The 16,697-nt window shown below is 43.1% G+C and carries 11 protein-coding genes; 4 read left to right on the top strand and 7 right to left on the bottom strand.

All coding sequences use genetic code 11. The features are described 5' to 3' along the window. The first annotated feature begins 135 nt into the window (after window positions 1-135). Window positions 136-1,785 carry a glycoside hydrolase family 32 protein gene (locus WKF66_RS03670; protein WP_489673050.1) on the top strand — a complete coding sequence of 550 codons (1,650 nt, stop codon included), beginning with the start codon at window positions 136-138 and terminating at the stop codon, window positions 1,783-1,785. Between the two features lie 93 nt (window positions 1,786-1,878). On the opposite strand, the gene WKF66_RS03665 is transcribed toward WKF66_RS03670, so the two are convergent. The 3 genes from WKF66_RS03665 to WKF66_RS03655 all read right to left on the bottom strand — a co-directional run bounded on the left by WKF66_RS03665 (window position 1,879) and on the right by WKF66_RS03655 (window position 7,832). Continuing rightward, a complete protein-coding gene (locus WKF66_RS03665; RefSeq protein WP_489673049.1) occupies window positions 1,879-3,588 on the bottom strand; it encodes a RagB/SusD family nutrient uptake outer membrane protein in 1,710 nt (569 codons plus the stop codon). 17 nt (window positions 3,589-3,605) lie between these two features. Beyond that, the gene (locus WKF66_RS03660) at window positions 3,606-6,830 is read right to left on the bottom strand and encodes a SusC/RagA family TonB-linked outer membrane protein (protein WP_489673048.1); all 3,225 of its coding nucleotides are present in this window, start codon (window positions 6,828-6,830) and stop codon (window positions 3,606-3,608) included. A gap of 123 nt (window positions 6,831-6,953) precedes the next feature. Continuing rightward, window positions 6,954-7,832, bottom strand: a complete 879-nt coding sequence (locus WKF66_RS03655; protein WP_489673047.1) for an AraC family transcriptional regulator — start codon at window positions 7,830-7,832, stop codon at window positions 6,954-6,956. Window positions 7,833-8,190: 358 nt separating this feature from the next. Between WKF66_RS03655 and hemW the strand changes: the two genes are divergently transcribed. Next, window positions 8,191-9,330 (top strand): radical SAM family heme chaperone HemW, encoded by a 1,140-nt coding sequence (gene hemW / locus WKF66_RS03650; protein WP_489673046.1) that lies wholly within the window; start codon window positions 8,191-8,193, stop codon window positions 9,328-9,330. Window positions 9,331-9,332: 2 nt separating this feature from the next. Here hemW and WKF66_RS03645 read toward each other — a convergent pair whose 3' ends face one another. From WKF66_RS03645 to WKF66_RS03635, 3 genes are all read right to left on the bottom strand, one after another. Beyond that, a complete protein-coding gene (locus tag WKF66_RS03645) occupies window positions 9,333-10,598 on the bottom strand; it encodes a DUF1501 domain-containing protein (protein WP_489673045.1) in 1,266 nt (421 codons plus the stop codon). Between the two features lie 7 nt (window positions 10,599-10,605). After that, window positions 10,606-12,468 (bottom strand): DUF1800 domain-containing protein, encoded by a 1,863-nt coding sequence (locus WKF66_RS03640; protein WP_489673044.1) that lies wholly within the window; start codon window positions 12,466-12,468, stop codon window positions 10,606-10,608. Between the two features lie 98 nt (window positions 12,469-12,566). After that, entirely contained in the window at window positions 12,567-13,040 is a 474-nt protein-coding gene (locus WKF66_RS03635) for a hypothetical protein (protein WP_489673043.1), read from the bottom strand. A gap of 77 nt (window positions 13,041-13,117) precedes the next feature. On the opposite strand from WKF66_RS03635, the gene WKF66_RS03630 reads away from it, so the two are divergent. Further along, window positions 13,118-13,537 carry a hypothetical protein gene (locus WKF66_RS03630; RefSeq protein WP_489673042.1) on the top strand — a complete coding sequence of 140 codons (420 nt, stop codon included), beginning with the start codon at window positions 13,118-13,120 and terminating at the stop codon, window positions 13,535-13,537. On the opposite strand, the gene WKF66_RS03625 is transcribed toward WKF66_RS03630, so the two are convergent. Further along, window positions 13,534-15,654, bottom strand: coding sequence for an outer membrane protein assembly factor BamB family protein (locus WKF66_RS03625; RefSeq protein WP_489673041.1), 2,121 nt, complete (start codon window positions 15,652-15,654; stop codon window positions 13,534-13,536). The two genes, WKF66_RS03630 and WKF66_RS03625, sit on opposite strands and share 4 nt — an antisense overlap. 119 nt (window positions 15,655-15,773) lie before the next feature. Between WKF66_RS03625 and WKF66_RS03620 the strand changes: the two genes are divergently transcribed. Continuing rightward, window positions 15,774-16,655, top strand: coding sequence for a cupin-like domain-containing protein (locus tag WKF66_RS03620; RefSeq protein ID WP_489673040.1), 882 nt, complete (start codon window positions 15,774-15,776; stop codon window positions 16,653-16,655). Window positions 16,656-16,697 lie beyond the last annotated feature (42 nt).

Here is a 16,697-nt window from a genome sequence, read left to right as displayed (position 1 = left end):
AATAACCAATGATGCGTTGGCTAGCAAATGTTCATCCAGCACGGCCTTAGCTCGGCGTTGTAAATTGAAAATAGACAAATAAAAGCTGTACATTTCCGAAGCAAACAATAGATACCAATAACCAAAATAAACTACATGATGAGCACACTTATCAAAGGCCTGTCTACTTCTGTTTTTATGTTAACAATAGTTGGCCAGGTATTTTCTGCCGATTTAACCATAAAAATTAACAAAAGATACTTGAACCTTCCTGTGTCACAGAAACAAGATCAAGGCACAATGAAATTTGATATTGCAGGCAAATCAGAGCGGTCATTTAAAATCAGATTGGCAGCTGATCCGGAATATTGGGTTTTCACGGACGTCTCTGCACTCAAAGGCAAAACAATTCAGATCAGCTATGACGGAAAAGAAGATGGTCTGGCGAAGATTTATCAGGATGATCAGATTAATGGTCAAGATTCCTTGTATCATGAAATAAATCGACCTCAATTCCACTTTACTTCCAGGCGGGGTTGGATTAATGATCCGAATGGTATGATATTTTTCGAAGGGGAATATCATTTGTTCTATCAGCATAATCCCTATGAAAGAGAATGGGAAAATATGTCATGGGGTCATGCAGTTAGTCCAGACATGGTTCATTGGAACGAGCTGCCGGTAGCACTTAGTCCGGACTACTTAGGAACAATGTTCTCTGGATCTACAGTGATCGATTACGACAATACTGCCGGCTTTAATAAAGGCAAAACTCCTGCAATGGTTGCGCTATATACTGCCTTTACGCAAGAAAGGCAAGTCCAGTGCGTGGCTTATAGTCTTGATAAAGGCCGTACCTGGACAAAATATGAAAAGAATCCGGTGATCGATTCAAAGGCAAAATGGAACAGTGTGGACACGCGTGACCCCCGGGTATTCTGGTATAAACCCGGAAAGCACTGGGTAATGGTGCTTAATGAACGGGACGGTCATTCCATCTATACTTCCGGGAACCTCAAAGAATGGACTTATCAAAGCCATACCACAGGATTCTGGGAATGTCCGGATTTATTTGAACTCCCGATAGATGGTGATGAACATCATACTAAATGGGTGATGTATGGGGCTTCGAACAGCTACATGATTGGCTCCTTCGACGGGAAAAAGTTCACACCTGAGGCCGGAAAATTCTATTATGTAACAGGAACGATTTATGCTGCGCAGACCTTTACGAATATGCCGACAACAGATCCCCGGAGGATTCAAATAGGTTGGGGACGGGTGCAACAACCGGGCATGCCTTTCAATAACATGATGTTAATGCCCACTGAATTAACTTTGCGAACGACGAAAGACGGACCAAGGTTATTTTCGGTGCCAGTAAAAGAAATGCAGCAGCTCTTTGAAAAAGTAAAATCCTGGTCGAGCTTGAGCTCTGATGAAGCAAATAAAAACCTTAAGGAATTTTATAGCTTGGACCGGTTCAGGGTAAAAGCTACTATCAAATTATCCCATGCCACCAGTGGAGGCTTTAATCTTTTCGCACAACGGGTATTGGATTATGACATGAATAATAATACTATCAATGGCGTGTTTTATTCGCCAGAAAGTATTGTGGGGATGGAGCTCACTGCAGACATTTATGTCGATAGAACATCGATCGAAGTATTTATCGATGGAGGTAAATATTCTTATTCAATGGAACGCAAACCTGATAAGTACAACAAAGAAGGACTGCATTTTTGGGGTAATAACATAGAAGTGAAAGATCTTGAGGTATACTCTGTAAAATCTATTTGGAAATAAGTAACCGGTTAGGACCTGAAAATAAGATAGATGAAATAAGTATAACTGAAAAGAGTTCAGCTTCCTTATTCCATCTATCGATAAACAAGTTTTTTAATACTCAGGGCTTTGTTTTAGTATACCCTGACTTCTATCAATTTGGTCTTGAGGAAGTGGGAAATAAGAGTCTCTTGGCTCAATTGTTATCCCTTTTAAATATTGGAAGAATCCACCTTCAAAACCGAAGTACCCTTCCATGGTAGTTTTCACGGTGCCCCATCTTACCAGGTCAAAGAACCGATGTCCCTCAAGCGCAAGTTCCAGTCTTCGCTCAAACCTTACGGCATTCCTTGCATATTCCGGACTTGAGAAAACAGGGTATAATCCTACATTATATCTGGCAGCTACAGCTCCGCCTGCTACCGTCTTAGGTGGCAATAAAGCAGCCCTTGCCCTTACCTTATTTACTAAAAATAAAGCCCTGGGTAAATCGCTTTGTTCTATGGCACACTCCGCAGCCATTAAGTAAATATCGGCAAGCCGGATTAAGTTGGTGTTCAGACCAGAGACGTTGGTGCTACCAGGAGCCGTGCCCGTAGTAACCTGATCTGCATCAAGCACATTTTTGACGACAACAAAGGGACCTGCATTGCTGGCATCACGGATCCAGGCATCGCCCGGCATAGGTCCGTAGCCCTTGCGGTAATCCACTCCTCTTCTTCCTAGGGTATAGTCTATCCTAGGATCAAAGCTAAGTTTGGTGTCTACTTTGTAGTTTGTTTTCGCTGTATCTGTGAGTGCGAAGTCGGAAACATATGGATTTGTACGATAGGAGCCATCAAGTAATGGCAGGCCAGAAGCGTCAACTTTAAACGCATTTGCTAAGTCTATTGTTGGCTGGAAAAAGCCACAGCAAGCTACTGCATAAGGAAAGTTAAGCATATCGCCTACATTACCATTATCACCTCCGGTTCCATCCGTTCCAACAGCATGTTGAACAGCGAATATAGATTCTGGGCCATTTTCCTTTGAAATGTCAAAGTTGTCATTAAATGGAAGCGTCACAAGATCAGGTTTTGCTGTGATCACAGCATTGAGCTGCAGATAAGCTTCCGCATACTTTTTCTGGTATAACAGGGCCTTACCAAGATAAGCCTGAGCAATATATTTATCAACCCGGCCTACCTGAGAAGCCGGCTTGGTGGTCCCAAGATTAGCTACTGCGACCTGGAGATCGGCAACAATGTTAGGATAGATATCCTTATCATTTGCTACGCCATCTTCCGTGGTGGTTTCATCAATAAAAGGAACAGCCTTAAACACCCGGACAAGGAAGAAATAGTAGTGGGCCCTTAACAGCTTAGCTTCACCTTCAATTTCGCGGGCACGCTGATCTGGGAACCTTGATGCCTGAGCACCGGCTTGCAAAGCTGAAAGGACCTTAAGCGTATTGTTACAGCGCTTAATGCCTTCAAAGCACCTGTCCCATAAGTTAGCAAGGTTATCATTTGTGCTGGTTGGCGAGTGCTGTTCAATGAGGTTCATATTTGGCTGATCCCCGTTGCTACTGCCTTTGTGGGCATTGTCGGACGCTACCTCGCCAAAAAGCCATTGACTTGGCGCCGCACCATAGTTACCCCAGGTACCGTTAACATTTCCGTTTAATAAGCCGTAAGCCCCTGTGAGCAGTGCGTCAACTCCCTGCTGAGACGTGAGTTGATCAATGGTTAATTCTCCCTGGGGATTTCCTTCAATAAATTCTCTTTTGCAAGCTGTAACATTGCATAGAACTAGCAGTAGGATTATATATCTAAAAGTTTTCATATCGTTATATCATTAAATTAAAAGCCAACACTTAGACCTAATAAGAACTGACGCGGCGAAGGATAAATCCCTCTGTCTACGCCCAGGGCAGAGAAAGTTTCTGTCTCCTGGCTGACTTCTGGATCCAGTCCTGTGTATTTAGTAATGGTAAAAATGTTTGTTGCGCTTACATAGAATCTCACTTTGCTGATCGCTGCGCTTGACTTAAACACCTTTGCAGGCAAAGTATAACCGATCTGCAGATTTTTCATCCGGAAGAAACTACCGCTTTGCACATAATAGCTCGACGAAGCATACTCCAGATCAGAAACCCCAACATAAGAAGATGGAACCATACTACCAGGATTAGAGGGGCTCCAAGCATCGAGCAACCTCACGCTTCGGGCACCATCGAAAGTTGGAAAATCAGTAAAGTAACGCGTAGATTCATAAAGATCATTGCCTTGTACGCCGTTGAAGAAGGTGATGATGTCGAAGTTTTTATAAGATGCGTTTAAATTAAAAGAATATAGAAAATCAGGGTTTGGATTGCCGATAATCGTTCTATCTGCTGGAGTGATTGCTCCATCGCCATCTATATCCTGGTACACAAATCCTCCAACCCTTGCCCCAGTATAAGAAGGTCGACTGCTGATGTCACCCGCATTTTGATAGATACCAGCAACGCGGTACCCGTAAAATGAGCCAAAAGCCTCTCCTTCTTTAAGAATACTAGTTGTTAAACTTCTGAATGCGCCGTACGGTTGTTGAGAAATGCCTGGAGCAAGTGTTAAGATTTTATTTACATTTCTGGAAAGATTCACAACCGCATCAAACTTAAACTCACTATCGCTAGCTAGTCCGTAGTGGTACCCAAGGGTTAATTCCACACCTTTGTTGCTCATATCTCCAGCGTTAACAAAGGGCGATGTGCCCAGACCAACGGCAGTGGAAGGGCGAGGAACAGGATAAAGCATATCACTTGTTTTACGACTATACCAATCCAGGGATCCATCCAGAGCGCCACTTTTCAACGTAAAGTCTAAACCAAGATTGATGGAGCGAAGGGATTCCCATTTAACTTCAGTATTCCCGTACGCATTTTGATATACTCCTGAAGCCACATTGTTTCCACCATTAATCGGATAACCTGCATTTACTAATGAACTCTGAAATCTGTTCACATACTGAAATCTGCTGATCCTTTGGTTTCCGGTTTCACCATAAGCTGCACGAATTTTCAAGTCGCTAAACAACTCGGAATCCTTTAAGAAGTCTTCCTCTGACAATCTCCAGGCAATACTTGCTGCTGGGAAATAGCCATATTTATTTTCATCACCAAAGTTCGAAGATCCATCACGACGAATGGTGATGCTGGCAAGGTAACGGTCATTATAGGAATAGTCGGCCTTTGCAAAAAGGGAGAAAATGGAGCCGATGTTACCGGTGCTGTTGTTGCTAATGTTGGATGCGCCAACTCCCAGGTAGTAATAATCGGGGTTTCCAAGAACGAAAAAGTCGTTTCTACCTCCGTTGAGCTCCCTTGTTCTGGATCGAATGGCCTCTGCACCAGCAAGTAGATTTATCCGGTGTTTATCCATTACTTTTGCGTAGTTCAAGGTATTGGTCCAGGTCCATTCCGTTCTGTATCCTTGATATTCATTCAAGTTGTTCGAGTTGTTTCCTTCCAGGAACTCAAGATTTGGATACCGCATAGACAACCCATTATAGTTCTCGTAACGCAAACCGAAACTTGTGCGGGCAACCAAGCCTGGTATGACATCAACCTCACCGAAGACATTGCCGAAAAAGAAATTACTTTTATTCTTGTTATCCTTAGCCCTGTATAACACGGCTAAAGGATTCTCGGCATTTCCGAGTCCGCTACCACGGGAACCAGCAAAGTTACCGTTGATATCGTACACTGGTACGATCGTAGGAATCCGGTAGGCCCAGCTGATTGCACTTCCTTCATCCTGATATTCTCCGGCCACCTGTGGATTTACACCAAGGCCATACCCTTCAGAATAGCTGTATTGGACGTTCTCTCCGAACCTCACTTTTTTATTTAGCGCAGCAAACTGCGAGTTATTTCGCAAGTTGTAACGTGTAAAGCCTGTGTGTTTTACTGTTCCTTTCTGATCAAGAAATCCACCTGAGAAAGCATAAGTAGCATTTTCACCACCACCGGTTGCGCTAAGCTGATAATTCTGAATGGCCGCGGATTCAGTGATTTCATCGAACCAATCGGTACCTGCCTGATTTGCTCTTGTAATTTGGTAGAAAGTTGCCGGGTCACGGGAATAATTATACTTAGAAGGATCTGCATCTGCGGGTGTAATATTCTGACCAGTTACTGATCCAGCAAGTAGATATTCCGGCAATGTAGGATTTGTTCCGGTACCATAATTTGTACCTGTTGATGGTGGTAATCCTGCGTTTCTGTAACCGTCAAACAAATACTGAGCGTATTGCTGAGGATTCATCATTTTTGGAAAATTGTCCTTTCTGGGCGCTTGAATACCATAGTAGGTATCGAGGGTAATTTTGGGAGGTCCTTCCACCCCCCTCTTGGTTGTAATTATGACTACGCCGTTGTTGGCTCTGGCTCCGTATATGGATGCAGAAGACCCGTCTTTCAGTACCTGCATGCTTTCGATGTCATTTTGATTCAGCCAGGAAAGATTGCCCTCAAACGGTACGCCATCCACAATGAACAGCGGATCATTGTTTCCTATAGTGCTCGTTCCGCGAATTCTGATTTGTGGCGTAGATCCTGGAGCACCATCATTTACAATTTGAACGCCCGGTGCTCTACCTTGTAAGGATTCGACGGCACTCGCCGCAGGCTGTGACTTGAGCTGGGCGACATTTACCACGGATACAGCCCCTGTAAGGTCTTTTTTACGCTGGGCGGTGTAACCAGTTACGACAACTTCTGTTAAGCTGTTCTGGCTGGCCTCAAGTGTAACCTGAAGGGTTCGTTGTTGCCCTACAGTAACCTCCTTGGTTGTATAGCCAACAAATGAAAAAATTAATACGTCTGTAGGGAGTGCGGAGATTGCGAAATTACCGTTGGCGTCTGTGGTAGCTCCTCCGGCACCACTCCTCTTCTTAACGGTGGCACCAATGATGGGCATGTTATCATCACCGGCGATGACCTTACCGGTAATGGCTGATTGTGCGGCAACTTCAAAAGAGAGCCCTAAAATCATCATCAGAAAAAGAATACCCCTTCTGGATAGTGTAAACCTTCGTTGCATAGAGTTAATTTGGTTATTGGATGAATATTGTTATTCCGCAAATTACTGAAGCGAAGAATTCTAAACTTTCAGTATTTCTGCAAAACTGTGTGGTATATTAACAACGAATGCTCTATTAGGTCCCTAGACGGTATTGCTGACTAAATAGCTGGCTCTGTATTCCAGAGGATGCTTCTCGGTAATGGCCTTAAATTGATGGTAAAAATGAGATATGTTATTATAACCACATTCATAGGCAACCTCACCAACGTTCAAATCCCTTTCCACAAGCAGCCTGCAAGCATGGCCAATGCGGACTTCAATCAAGAAGTCTACGTAGGTTTTTTTAGTCTTGGTTTTAAAGAATCTACAAAAGGAATGGCTTCCCATAGATATGAGGCCAGCAACATCTTCAACTAGAATTTTCTGCTTAAAATTATTGAAGGTGTACTCGAAGACTTTGTTCATACGTGTCCTGTCGAGTAAATTGATATCGGGGAAAAAGCCGTGGCTGGATACTTTGTCGTATTCCTGACTGGCAGCAATAATTTCAAGCGCTAATAGTAACAATATAAGCCGCCTTGCCGGAGAAACCACTAGCATCTCTTCAATCAAGGGTGCGATCCTTTTCCTTGTTGCCCCATTGATCCGTAAGCCAAGCTTGGCAGTTTCCAGCAGCCTGGTTACTGCATTCATTTCCGGCAGGTTTAGAAAATGAGCTCCTAAAAGTTCTTGCTGAAAGAGGACCACAATGGACTCACCTATTTTATCATCTGCTCTTTCCATGTACTTCTTTTCATGACGGAAAGTATGAGGCAGGTTGGCGCCGAACAAGAAGGTGTCGCCGTTACTAAATGGTCCTGCATAGTCCCCTACAAGACAATTCCCTGCACTTCTTTTGACAAGCAGTAATTCAATTTCGGGGTGGTAATGCCAGGGACTAAGCATTTGAATACCAACATCCTTATGAATATTAAAGGAGTGATCCGGGGTAGTCGTTGATTTTTTTAATACGGCTTTCATAACGGGAGATTTGGTTAGAAAAAATATTAAGTCATAACCAATAAAAAAAACATAGTAATGAAAAGAGTGTTAAATAAACACCGGAAGGAAACTGGGATGTTCTTAGCATAATGAATATTTGGTTAGACTGCAAAATACTAAATCCAATCCTATCCTGTCTTCAGTATTTCTGCAAATTCGTGTGCTATTTTAACATGCATATATGACTTGTTGTCTCTTTAAAGGCGTCTCCCCGAAATCCTGGGTAAAAAAGCACAATAAAGATAACGTTTCTCATTAATCGTAAAATCCATAATTGCATTACCTTTGCGAAGCTGCTTCTCAAAAACCGATTACTTTATTAACCAATACCTACCGCATGTCAGGGATTTATATCCACATACCATTTTGTAAAAAAGCTTGCACCTATTGTGATTTCCATTTTAGCACTTCCTTAAAATATGTCGACGAGATGGTTGATGCGATATGCCTGGAAATTGTAAAGAAGAAAGACAGAATCACAGATCAGGTAGAGACGATTTATTTTGGCGGCGGTACGCCATCGGTGTTACCTGTGAAACATTTTGTAAAGATCTTTGATACGATCACTAAAAACTATTCTGTTTCTTCAAATGCAGAAATTACTATTGAAGCCAATCCGGACGATCTAACCGCAGCGAAGATTTCAGAATTAAGGCATTTACCTGTAAATCGTTTTAGTATAGGCGTTCAATCGTTTTTTGAAGAGGATTTAATTTGGATGAACAGGGCGCACAACGCTGTAGAAGCAGAGACCTGTATTAAACGAAGCCAGGATGCCGGCTTTGAAAACTTAAGTATAGACCTGATTTACGGGTATCCGCTTCTTACAGACAGCAAATGGATTCAGAATATTAACAAAGCAATAGGATTCGAGACCCCCCATATCTCCGCCTATTCTCTAACGGTTGAACCTAGAACGGCATTAGCGTCTTCGATCAAACACGGAAAAGATATTCCAATGAACGATGAACAAAGCGCTTCCCAGTTTATTACGCTGATCGACAAACTAAAAGAAGGTGGCTTCGAACATTATGAGATTTCCAATTTTAGTAAGCCTGGTAAATATGCCGTACACAATACCAATTATTGGCGTGGCATAACTTATCTGGGCATAGGACCGTCGGCGCATGGGTTTAATGGGAATGTCCGGTATCTCAATGTTGCCAACAACGCCGCATATTTAAGTAGTATGGAGTTGGGAAAAGTCCCTGAAACCATAGAGGAACTGGATTTGTACGATCGATTTAATGAATATGTGATGACCTCCTTAAGAACAATGTGGGGAACAAGCCTCAATAAAATTGAACAGGACTTTGGAAAGTTCTTTTTAGCTGACACACTGAAAACCATAGGGAGTTTCATTGAACGACAATGGTTAGTGAATGAAGATAATCACCTAAAGTTAACCAATGACGGAAAACTGTTTGCGGATTATATTGCGTCAGAACTATTCTTATCGGCTGAGGATCACAGATAAATCTACGTCATCACCCCAATAGTTTTTCCAGTCCACTCAGGAAATAGAACCTTATCATTATGGATACCCAGGTGCTTGTCGGCTACTTCACTGAAAACACTTCTAAAATCTGTTGTTACTGCCAGATCCCGACCATCCTCGAGATTCTCCACAGAAAGCGGGTTTACGGTACCATGTACAATGCCGCCATTAACGCCTGCGCCAAGTATAAAATTACAGGATGCTCTTCCATGATCCGTTCCTCCAGTTCCATTTTGTTTAACAGTCCGACCAAACTCGGTCATCGTCATCACGGTCACATCATCCTGTAAAGTCCCCATGTCGGTCCAAAAAGCCATCATGCTTTCGCTAAGGTCATTGACATTTCTAGCAAAAATGCCAGTTTCTTTTCCCTGATTGAAATGGGTATCCCAGCCGCCTGATTCTGTAAACGCAACTTCAAGCCCAACATCCATCTTAATTAACTGAGCGATCTGCTTCAACGAGTTGCCAAGTGCTGTATTGGGGTATACAGCTTCATTTGAGGGTTTATAGTTTTTAATGTCTGCTTTTTTAAGCATTTTAATGGCATCAAAGCTCTCTTTACCAGTATCCTTCAATAAGTTAGAGGAGGTTTGATCATAAAGGTCTTCAAAGCTTTTAGCCGCCATATTCACTGAAGATGGATTTCCTTTCATTTGCAAGTTGAAGTCTTGCAAATTATTTATCGCCACCGCAGCGTTGTTACCGTAAAATGATCTGGGCAGAGAAGTAGTTAAACTCACGCCTTGAAACGGAGTTGCAGCCTCATGACCAAGCAAGCCGACCGCTCTATTCAGCCAACCGCTTTCTGTACCTTTCTTGAAAGGAGTTCCTGATTCCATATAGTCCTGCGCATCAAAATGTGAGCGGGTATTATTTGGTGATCCGATACCATGAACAATGGCCATTCGCTTATCCCTAAACATAGGCTCGAAAGCAGCCATTGACGGATGCAAACCGAACTTTCCATCAAGATCAATTAATGGTTTATCCGAAGAACCTTTTGCTGCCGACATAAATAATGTTGGCCGCGCTGCTTTCAGATACTCATCCGTAAACGGCGTAACGGCCATTAGACCATCCATCGCACCGCGTTGAAAGATACAGACCATAATTTTCTTACGCTTAAAAAGCCCCGGGTCTTGGGTACCTGCCACTGCATCCGCTAAAAACCCAGGTATTCCCCCCATGCCTATTCCAAATAAGGCAAGGCCACCTCCTTTAACAAATCCTCTTCTTGATGTCATGATGATTTTATTTACGTTGAAATTCTGGAGAGCCGATAATTACGCCGACTACTTGCGCCAGCATATTAGTATTTGTTGTAGCCATGGTTGAATTGCCCATTGACTGAGGTGCAATGGTTTTGTCCGCAGCTTTAGCCACTTTAACCGTTAATTCCGGATCGTTAAGTAGTGGCTTTAATCTTTCTATCGTTTTCGACAAGTCTCGCTCGGGCATGATCAGCGTGCTATAGGTACTCAATGCAGCTTCCGAACTTTCTGGCTCATGATTATTGTTTAGCGCCAACAAATTAATCTTCACTCCTGGAATTCTCTGAGCTGCCAGAGCCAGTCCAAAGTTCATTCTATTAAGTAATGCACCTGTGTTGATCCAGTACTGACCGCGATCTGGAAAGCCAGTAGGAGCTTGATAATAGTACATTTTCTGGCCCATTTTATTGATCCAATTATACAATTGATACGGCTGAGTGATTTGCGCATCCAATCCTCTAACAGCGCTAATAGCGAGTTCAAAGGGTGATTTAGTCTTCTCACGAAGCGATTTGGAGGACCAAAACTCCGGAGCGGATACCATGGTGATCAAAACTTGTTTAATGTCACCGTCTGTACTTAAAAAGGCTTTAGCCATTTTATCAACCAGTCTTGGATCTGGCTGATCGTTCACAAATCGGGTAGCTAGCTTCCTGGAAATGAATTTTGCCGTAGCCTGGTGATGGGCTAGCATGTTTAATAATTCTACACCTTCTTCATAACCGCCGTTAGCAGCAAAGGTCTTCCCCAGTACCGTTTTCTGCTCATTGTCGTGCCTGGTCGGTACAAAAAGAAAATCGCCATCTTTCACAAACCCATTTTTAGCAAGATTGGCTTCTCCGATCCGCTCTATTACTTTTTTATAGGCAGCACCGTAGGCACCGTCTTCGCCAAGAGGAGCAAGAGTCCAACCAGTCAAAACCCTGGCTGCCTGGGTAACGTCACTTTGTGTATATCCGCCATCTACACCCAAAGTATGCAGTTCCATTACCTCGCGAGCGTAATTTTCATTTAAGCCGGAGCCTTGTTTTTTAGGCTGCAGGCCTTTAGTTTGTTTTGGCTTTAAGGTAGACATGCCCATTTGCATTCCATTCATGTCTGTATTTGCAAGAGGCTTTCCTGAACTGGTATAATTATCCAGGTAGATTAGCATTGCTGGAGACTTAGCAGTAGCCATAAGTAATTCAGAAAATTTACCCGTGACGTTCGGACGGATGACGTCCCTTTCAAACGCTGGCACATAGGCGGCACACTGATTTTTAGTAAGAGAAACATTGAAGTGGTTGAACCAGAAATCCGTAAGAAGCTCATGAAGCTGGTTATTAGTGTAGGTTGCTCTAAGTACCTTTTGATTGATAAACTGACGTATCAGGTCTTGCTCTTGTCCATATCCTTTGGACTTCCTGAAATCCTGAAGCTGTCGTCTGTATACGCTCTTATCGCTTTTGCCGACAGAGTCCTTATTAATTACGCCCTCCTTTATCGCCATGCGGAGCACTTTTGGCTGTCTTGGATACTTGTTTTCTACTTCTTCATTGCTGAGGTTGATATCCTCATAAGGCGCTAGCATTGTTTCCAGCTCCTGATCAGACATGTCGCCACCAACCTGTCTTTGAAACCATTTTTCCAGTCCCTCCTTAACCACCGCATCGACATCACCAGACTTTGCGCCGTATGTAAATCTACTAAGGAGATGGGCTGCCGCCTGCCGCTCAGTTAATCCTGCCGTTTTATAAGGAAACGACAATTTATATGGAATGCTATCGTTTTTGAACGATGAAACCAAAAGGGTGAGGGAGAGCACTGATAAGCAAGTAATAATGATCTTAACTGATGCTTTCATATTTTTTCAAATTAGTGTTATAGGGGTATGACCTATTAAACGCCAAAAAGATTAATCAAATGCCCGGGTTAACAAAAGCTTAACAATAGAATCAACAGTCAATTTGCTTTAGAAGCGGCCTGGTGCTTTTCTTCAGGAAGCCTCGACCAGATTTCAGTATACGTGATAAAGTTATTAGTCCAAATGAATATCATGCGATCAGCTTCATCAATAGAAACCGACTTTTTAATCAGCTTCGATTGTGTTGGGTCAAGTTCGGGCGTTGCGCTAATTACTTTCTCCTGATAGGTAAAATCATTTATTTTAGCGGCTGACAGGCCATAGCTTCCTGTAATTTTACCACTCAACTTTTTGCTCTTCACATCGTACAGGCTCAGTGAAAAGTTCGATAGCGTCATTACTTTAACCCGTTTGATTTTGTCGGGACTTTCGTTCCCTGTGCCATTGTTTGTTGAAAGATAATTAATCAGCTCCCAGGTTCCCACCATTTTCCGATGAAGCGAGTCTACGTTCTGAGCGGAGCTTTGCTGGAGTGTAAAAAATAGGCTGAGTATGCTAATCAAATGTTTCATGCAATATCCTTCGGTCCTTTAGCTTGTAAATGTAGCACTTTTGGCATGGACAGCGTTTATAAAGAAAACCCATTGTTATGAAAGCACTCGTCTACGCAGCATTGACCTTACTACTGTTTACTTCTGAAGCGGCGACTAAAAATGTTACCGGTAATGAGCTTGATAAACAATTAATTGGGAGGTGGAAATATACAGGCCAAAGCGGCGGCTCTGCCGGGCGTACTGAAACGGCAAAGCATAACATGGTAAGCGTTATTGAATTTATTAAGGGAGGAAAGTATGTGCGTTATACCAATGGTGAGCCTATGTTTCAAGGCGTCTACGCGTTATGCAAAGCAAAAAGCATTTATACTGGTAAGATTGACAATGCCATCAAATTTGATCCTAAAGTCAACTCCACCGAAACGGGAAATATTTTGACTATAACCGGGGACACGCTTTTGTTAGCAGACAATATCAATGACGGTTATACAGCCGGATATCTACGAATAGATTAATTTGCCAAAGCGAACGCCACGTAGCTATCGCCACTTTTTGTGCTAAGTTTGGTGCCGCCACAAGCAATTACAACGTATTGTTTGCCATTGATCTGATAGGTACTTGGCGTCGCAAAACCCGCTGCAGGCAGCGCAGTTTCAAACAGCAGTTCGCCTGTAGATTTATTATATGCTCTAAACATGCCATCCTTGGTAGCTGCGATAAAAAGAAGATTACCGGCCGTAACAACCGGTCCGCCATAATTTTCGGTACCGGTTTGAGGGATACCTTTTGCGGTTAGTTCTTTAAATTCACCTAAGGTCTTCTGCCAAAGATGTTTCCCTGTGTTCATATCTATTGCGGTTAGCGTTCCCCAGGGTGGAGTGATTCCAGGATAACCATTGTTGTCGAGAAACTTATTATAACCGTCGAACTTGTAAGGCCCCTCAGGATTTTTGTTTCTGGCACCTGCTAATAGAGAAGCTGCTTCAACTTTCTCTTCGCCATATAGAAAGTTTATGATATTTTGCTTTTGCAACTCGGTAATGTTACTGAAACCGGGCATCATCCCTTTGCCACTGGTAATAAGTCTGGATATCTCCTTTCTGCCAAGCCGTTCCTTTACATTCAAGAGCGAAGGATAACCACTTGCTGGATTCCCTTTAAGTTCTGGTCCGTGACAAGTAATGCACCTGGTATTGTACAGTGAATGACCTTGCGTAAGGTTTTTTGAAGATGAAGCGAGGTCATCTGTCGGACTTAAGCTAAAGAGCCATGGCATCTCATTGGCGTTGATATAAAGAATCCCGTTTGGATCTGCAGCAGCACCACCCCATTCTGCGCCGCCGTCTGCGCCAGGTAATACGATGGTTGGTGTTAAGCCCAAAGGTTGAAAAAGACCCTTTTGCGACTTTCGAAACGTTTCCAGTAACTCTTTATGATTCTCTGCAATCGTGCTAATCTGCCCTTCTGTAATTGTTTGTCTTGCAAAAGGGGCTGGTAACTTTGGTATCGGCTGAGTAGGCCAGGCTTGCTCGCCCGGAAGTATGGAGGCTGGAAATGGCTTCTCCTCAATAGGGAAAAGCGGCGTACCTGTTTCTCTATTAAATAAGAACACAAGGCCCTGCTTGGTGATTTGCGCGACTGCATCGATCAATTTGCCCTCGCGCCGTACTGTGATTAAATTAGGTGGTGCAGGTAAATCCTTATCCCAGATGTCATGATGTACCATTTGATAGTGCCAGATATATTTCCCTGTCCTGGCATTCAGGGCGATCAGGCAGTTGGCATACAAGTTTTGCCCAAGCCGATTGCCGCCATAGAAATCAGACGCCGCTGATCCTGTTGGAATATAAATTATTTCACGCTTTCTATCAATCGCCATTCCGGCCCAATTGTTCGCAGCCCCTACCTCGTCATTCTCTTTGATAGTGTTTGGCCAGGTTTCTGCCCCAGGCATACCCTTATCAGGGATCGTTTTAAAGACCCAGGCGAGCTTGCCCGTTTTAACATTAAATGCTTGGATATATCCGATTGCAGCACCGTTACCTTCCCCTACTCGAATAGGCATGACGATCAAATCCTCAAACAGGGTACCTGGAGTGGTTGAACCAACGAATTTATCTTTGGCGTTGGATTCCAGTCCTAGCCTTAAACTGACTTTTCCACTGTCTCCAAAAGTTTTAATCAGTCCTCCGGTCTCTGCATTAAGCGCATATAGGTCTGAATTGTAATCGTATAATATCCGCTTATCAGTGCCCTCCTGCCAGTAAGTAACCCCTCGGTTTACGTTCGATGTCCCTTCACCAGGTTGAATATATCTCCATATCTGTTGTCCGGTTGCTGCATTGAGCGCGAAAACCTGGTTAGAGGCAGTAACGCCAAAAAGTATCCCGTCTATGATGATGGGGTTACATTGAACCTGACCAGAATCACCCGATTTGTACTCCCAAACCTTCGCTAGTTTACCGACGTTAGAAACATTTATCTGAGACAAGGAGGAATAATGATTACGATCAGGTCCCCCCAGATATTCGGACCACTGTTCTTGTCCGTTGCGCCTATCGAATCGCTCTTTGCAACTGCAGAACAGCAAGACAAAGAGCAGGCATGACAAGAATAGATTTTTTCTGTTCATAATTCAAATCTAAGCCCTCGAAAGCCATTCCACAATAAATGCTGGAAATTTTATATGTTTGTGCGATATAGGATCGGTTTGATGGCATATCGTCATTCTCTAGTATCCTAGTTTAGCTTATGAGCTTTATTTTAAAGCCGGTTGATACCGTAGAGCAGATTAGCCCTGCTGATTTCAAAAAGAATTACCTCGACGCCAGGCGTCCTCTGATCATTAAAGGATTAACCAAAACATGGCCGGCAAGGGAAAAATGGACAACTGATTATTTGAAAGAGATTGCAGGTGACGTAACTGTAAGCCTGATGGACAATTCGAAAGCAGACCCCTCTAAACCGATCAATGCTTCAGTTGCCACTATGCGTTTTGGCGACTATCTTGACCTGATTAAATCCAAGCCTACTGAACTGCGAATATTTTTCTTTAACCTGTTTAAGCATGTTCCTGGATTGGTAAATGATATCGTCATTCCGAAGGACCTGATGGGTGGCTTTATAGAGAGCATGCCAGCGATGTTTTTTGGAGGATCAAACTCAGTCACTTTTCTACATTACGATATTGACCTGCCTCATCTTTTTCACACCCATTTTGGCGGTCGTAAACACATCATTCTGTTTGACAACAAGTGGAAAAAGAGATTATACTGTATTCCGAATGCGACCTATGCGCTAGAAGATTATGACGTTGCGAACCCTGATTTTGAAAAGTTTCCTGCCTTAAAGGGCGTAGAAGGCTACGAAGTATTTCTTGAACATGGTGACACCTTGTTTATGCCAACTGGTATGTGGCATTGGATGAAGTACCTGGATGGATCATTTTCCTTAAGCTTGAGAGCCTGGGATGCATCAATCGGCAGAAAAATCCAAAGCGTATCCAATCTGGCGCTGAAAGGTGCTGTTGACAGCGTATTAAAGATGGTTTTCAAAGCTCCTTATGCCAAATGGAGGGAGCGACTGGCAGTAAAAAGGGCAAATAGTGCTTTAGCCAGCGGCTCACCAAAGTAGGGGCTATTTTTACAACAGGATAACATTCGAGAAACCTTAAAC

The sequence above is a fragment of the Pedobacter sp. genome (genome assembly GCF_037719805.1).
Taxonomy (GTDB): domain Bacteria; phylum Bacteroidota; class Bacteroidia; order Sphingobacteriales; family Sphingobacteriaceae; genus Pedobacter.
This window is presented reverse-complemented; position numbering and strand designations above follow the sequence as displayed.

Bases quoted from the DNA above. Each gene is read 5' to 3' on its own strand.
- WKF66_RS03670 (WP_489673050.1), top strand. From the start codon at position 136: ATGATGAGCACACTTATCAAAGGCCTGTCTACTTCTGTTTTTATGTTA.
- WKF66_RS03665 (WP_489673049.1), bottom strand. From the start codon at position 3,588: ATGAAAACTTTTAGATATATAATCCTACTGCTAGTTCTATGCAATGTT.
- WKF66_RS03660 (WP_489673048.1), bottom strand. From the start codon at position 6,830: ATGCAACGAAGGTTTACACTATCCAGAAGGGGTATTCTTTTTCTGATG.
- WKF66_RS03655 (WP_489673047.1), bottom strand. From the start codon at position 7,832: ATGAAAGCCGTATTAAAAAAATCAACGACTACCCCGGATCACTCCTTT.
- hemW (WP_489673046.1), top strand. From the start codon at position 8,191: ATGTCAGGGATTTATATCCACATACCATTTTGTAAAAAAGCTTGCACC.
- WKF66_RS03645 (WP_489673045.1), bottom strand. From the start codon at position 10,598: ATGACATCAAGAAGAGGATTTGTTAAAGGAGGTGGCCTTGCCTTATTT.
- WKF66_RS03640 (WP_489673044.1), bottom strand. From the start codon at position 12,468: ATGAAAGCATCAGTTAAGATCATTATTACTTGCTTATCAGTGCTCTCC.
- WKF66_RS03635 (WP_489673043.1), bottom strand. From the start codon at position 13,040: ATGAAACATTTGATTAGCATACTCAGCCTATTTTTTACACTCCAGCAA.
- WKF66_RS03630 (WP_489673042.1), top strand. From the start codon at position 13,118: ATGAAAGCACTCGTCTACGCAGCATTGACCTTACTACTGTTTACTTCT.
- WKF66_RS03625 (WP_489673041.1), bottom strand. From the start codon at position 15,654: ATGAACAGAAAAAATCTATTCTTGTCATGCCTGCTCTTTGTCTTGCTG.
- WKF66_RS03620 (WP_489673040.1), top strand. From the start codon at position 15,774: ATGAGCTTTATTTTAAAGCCGGTTGATACCGTAGAGCAGATTAGCCCT.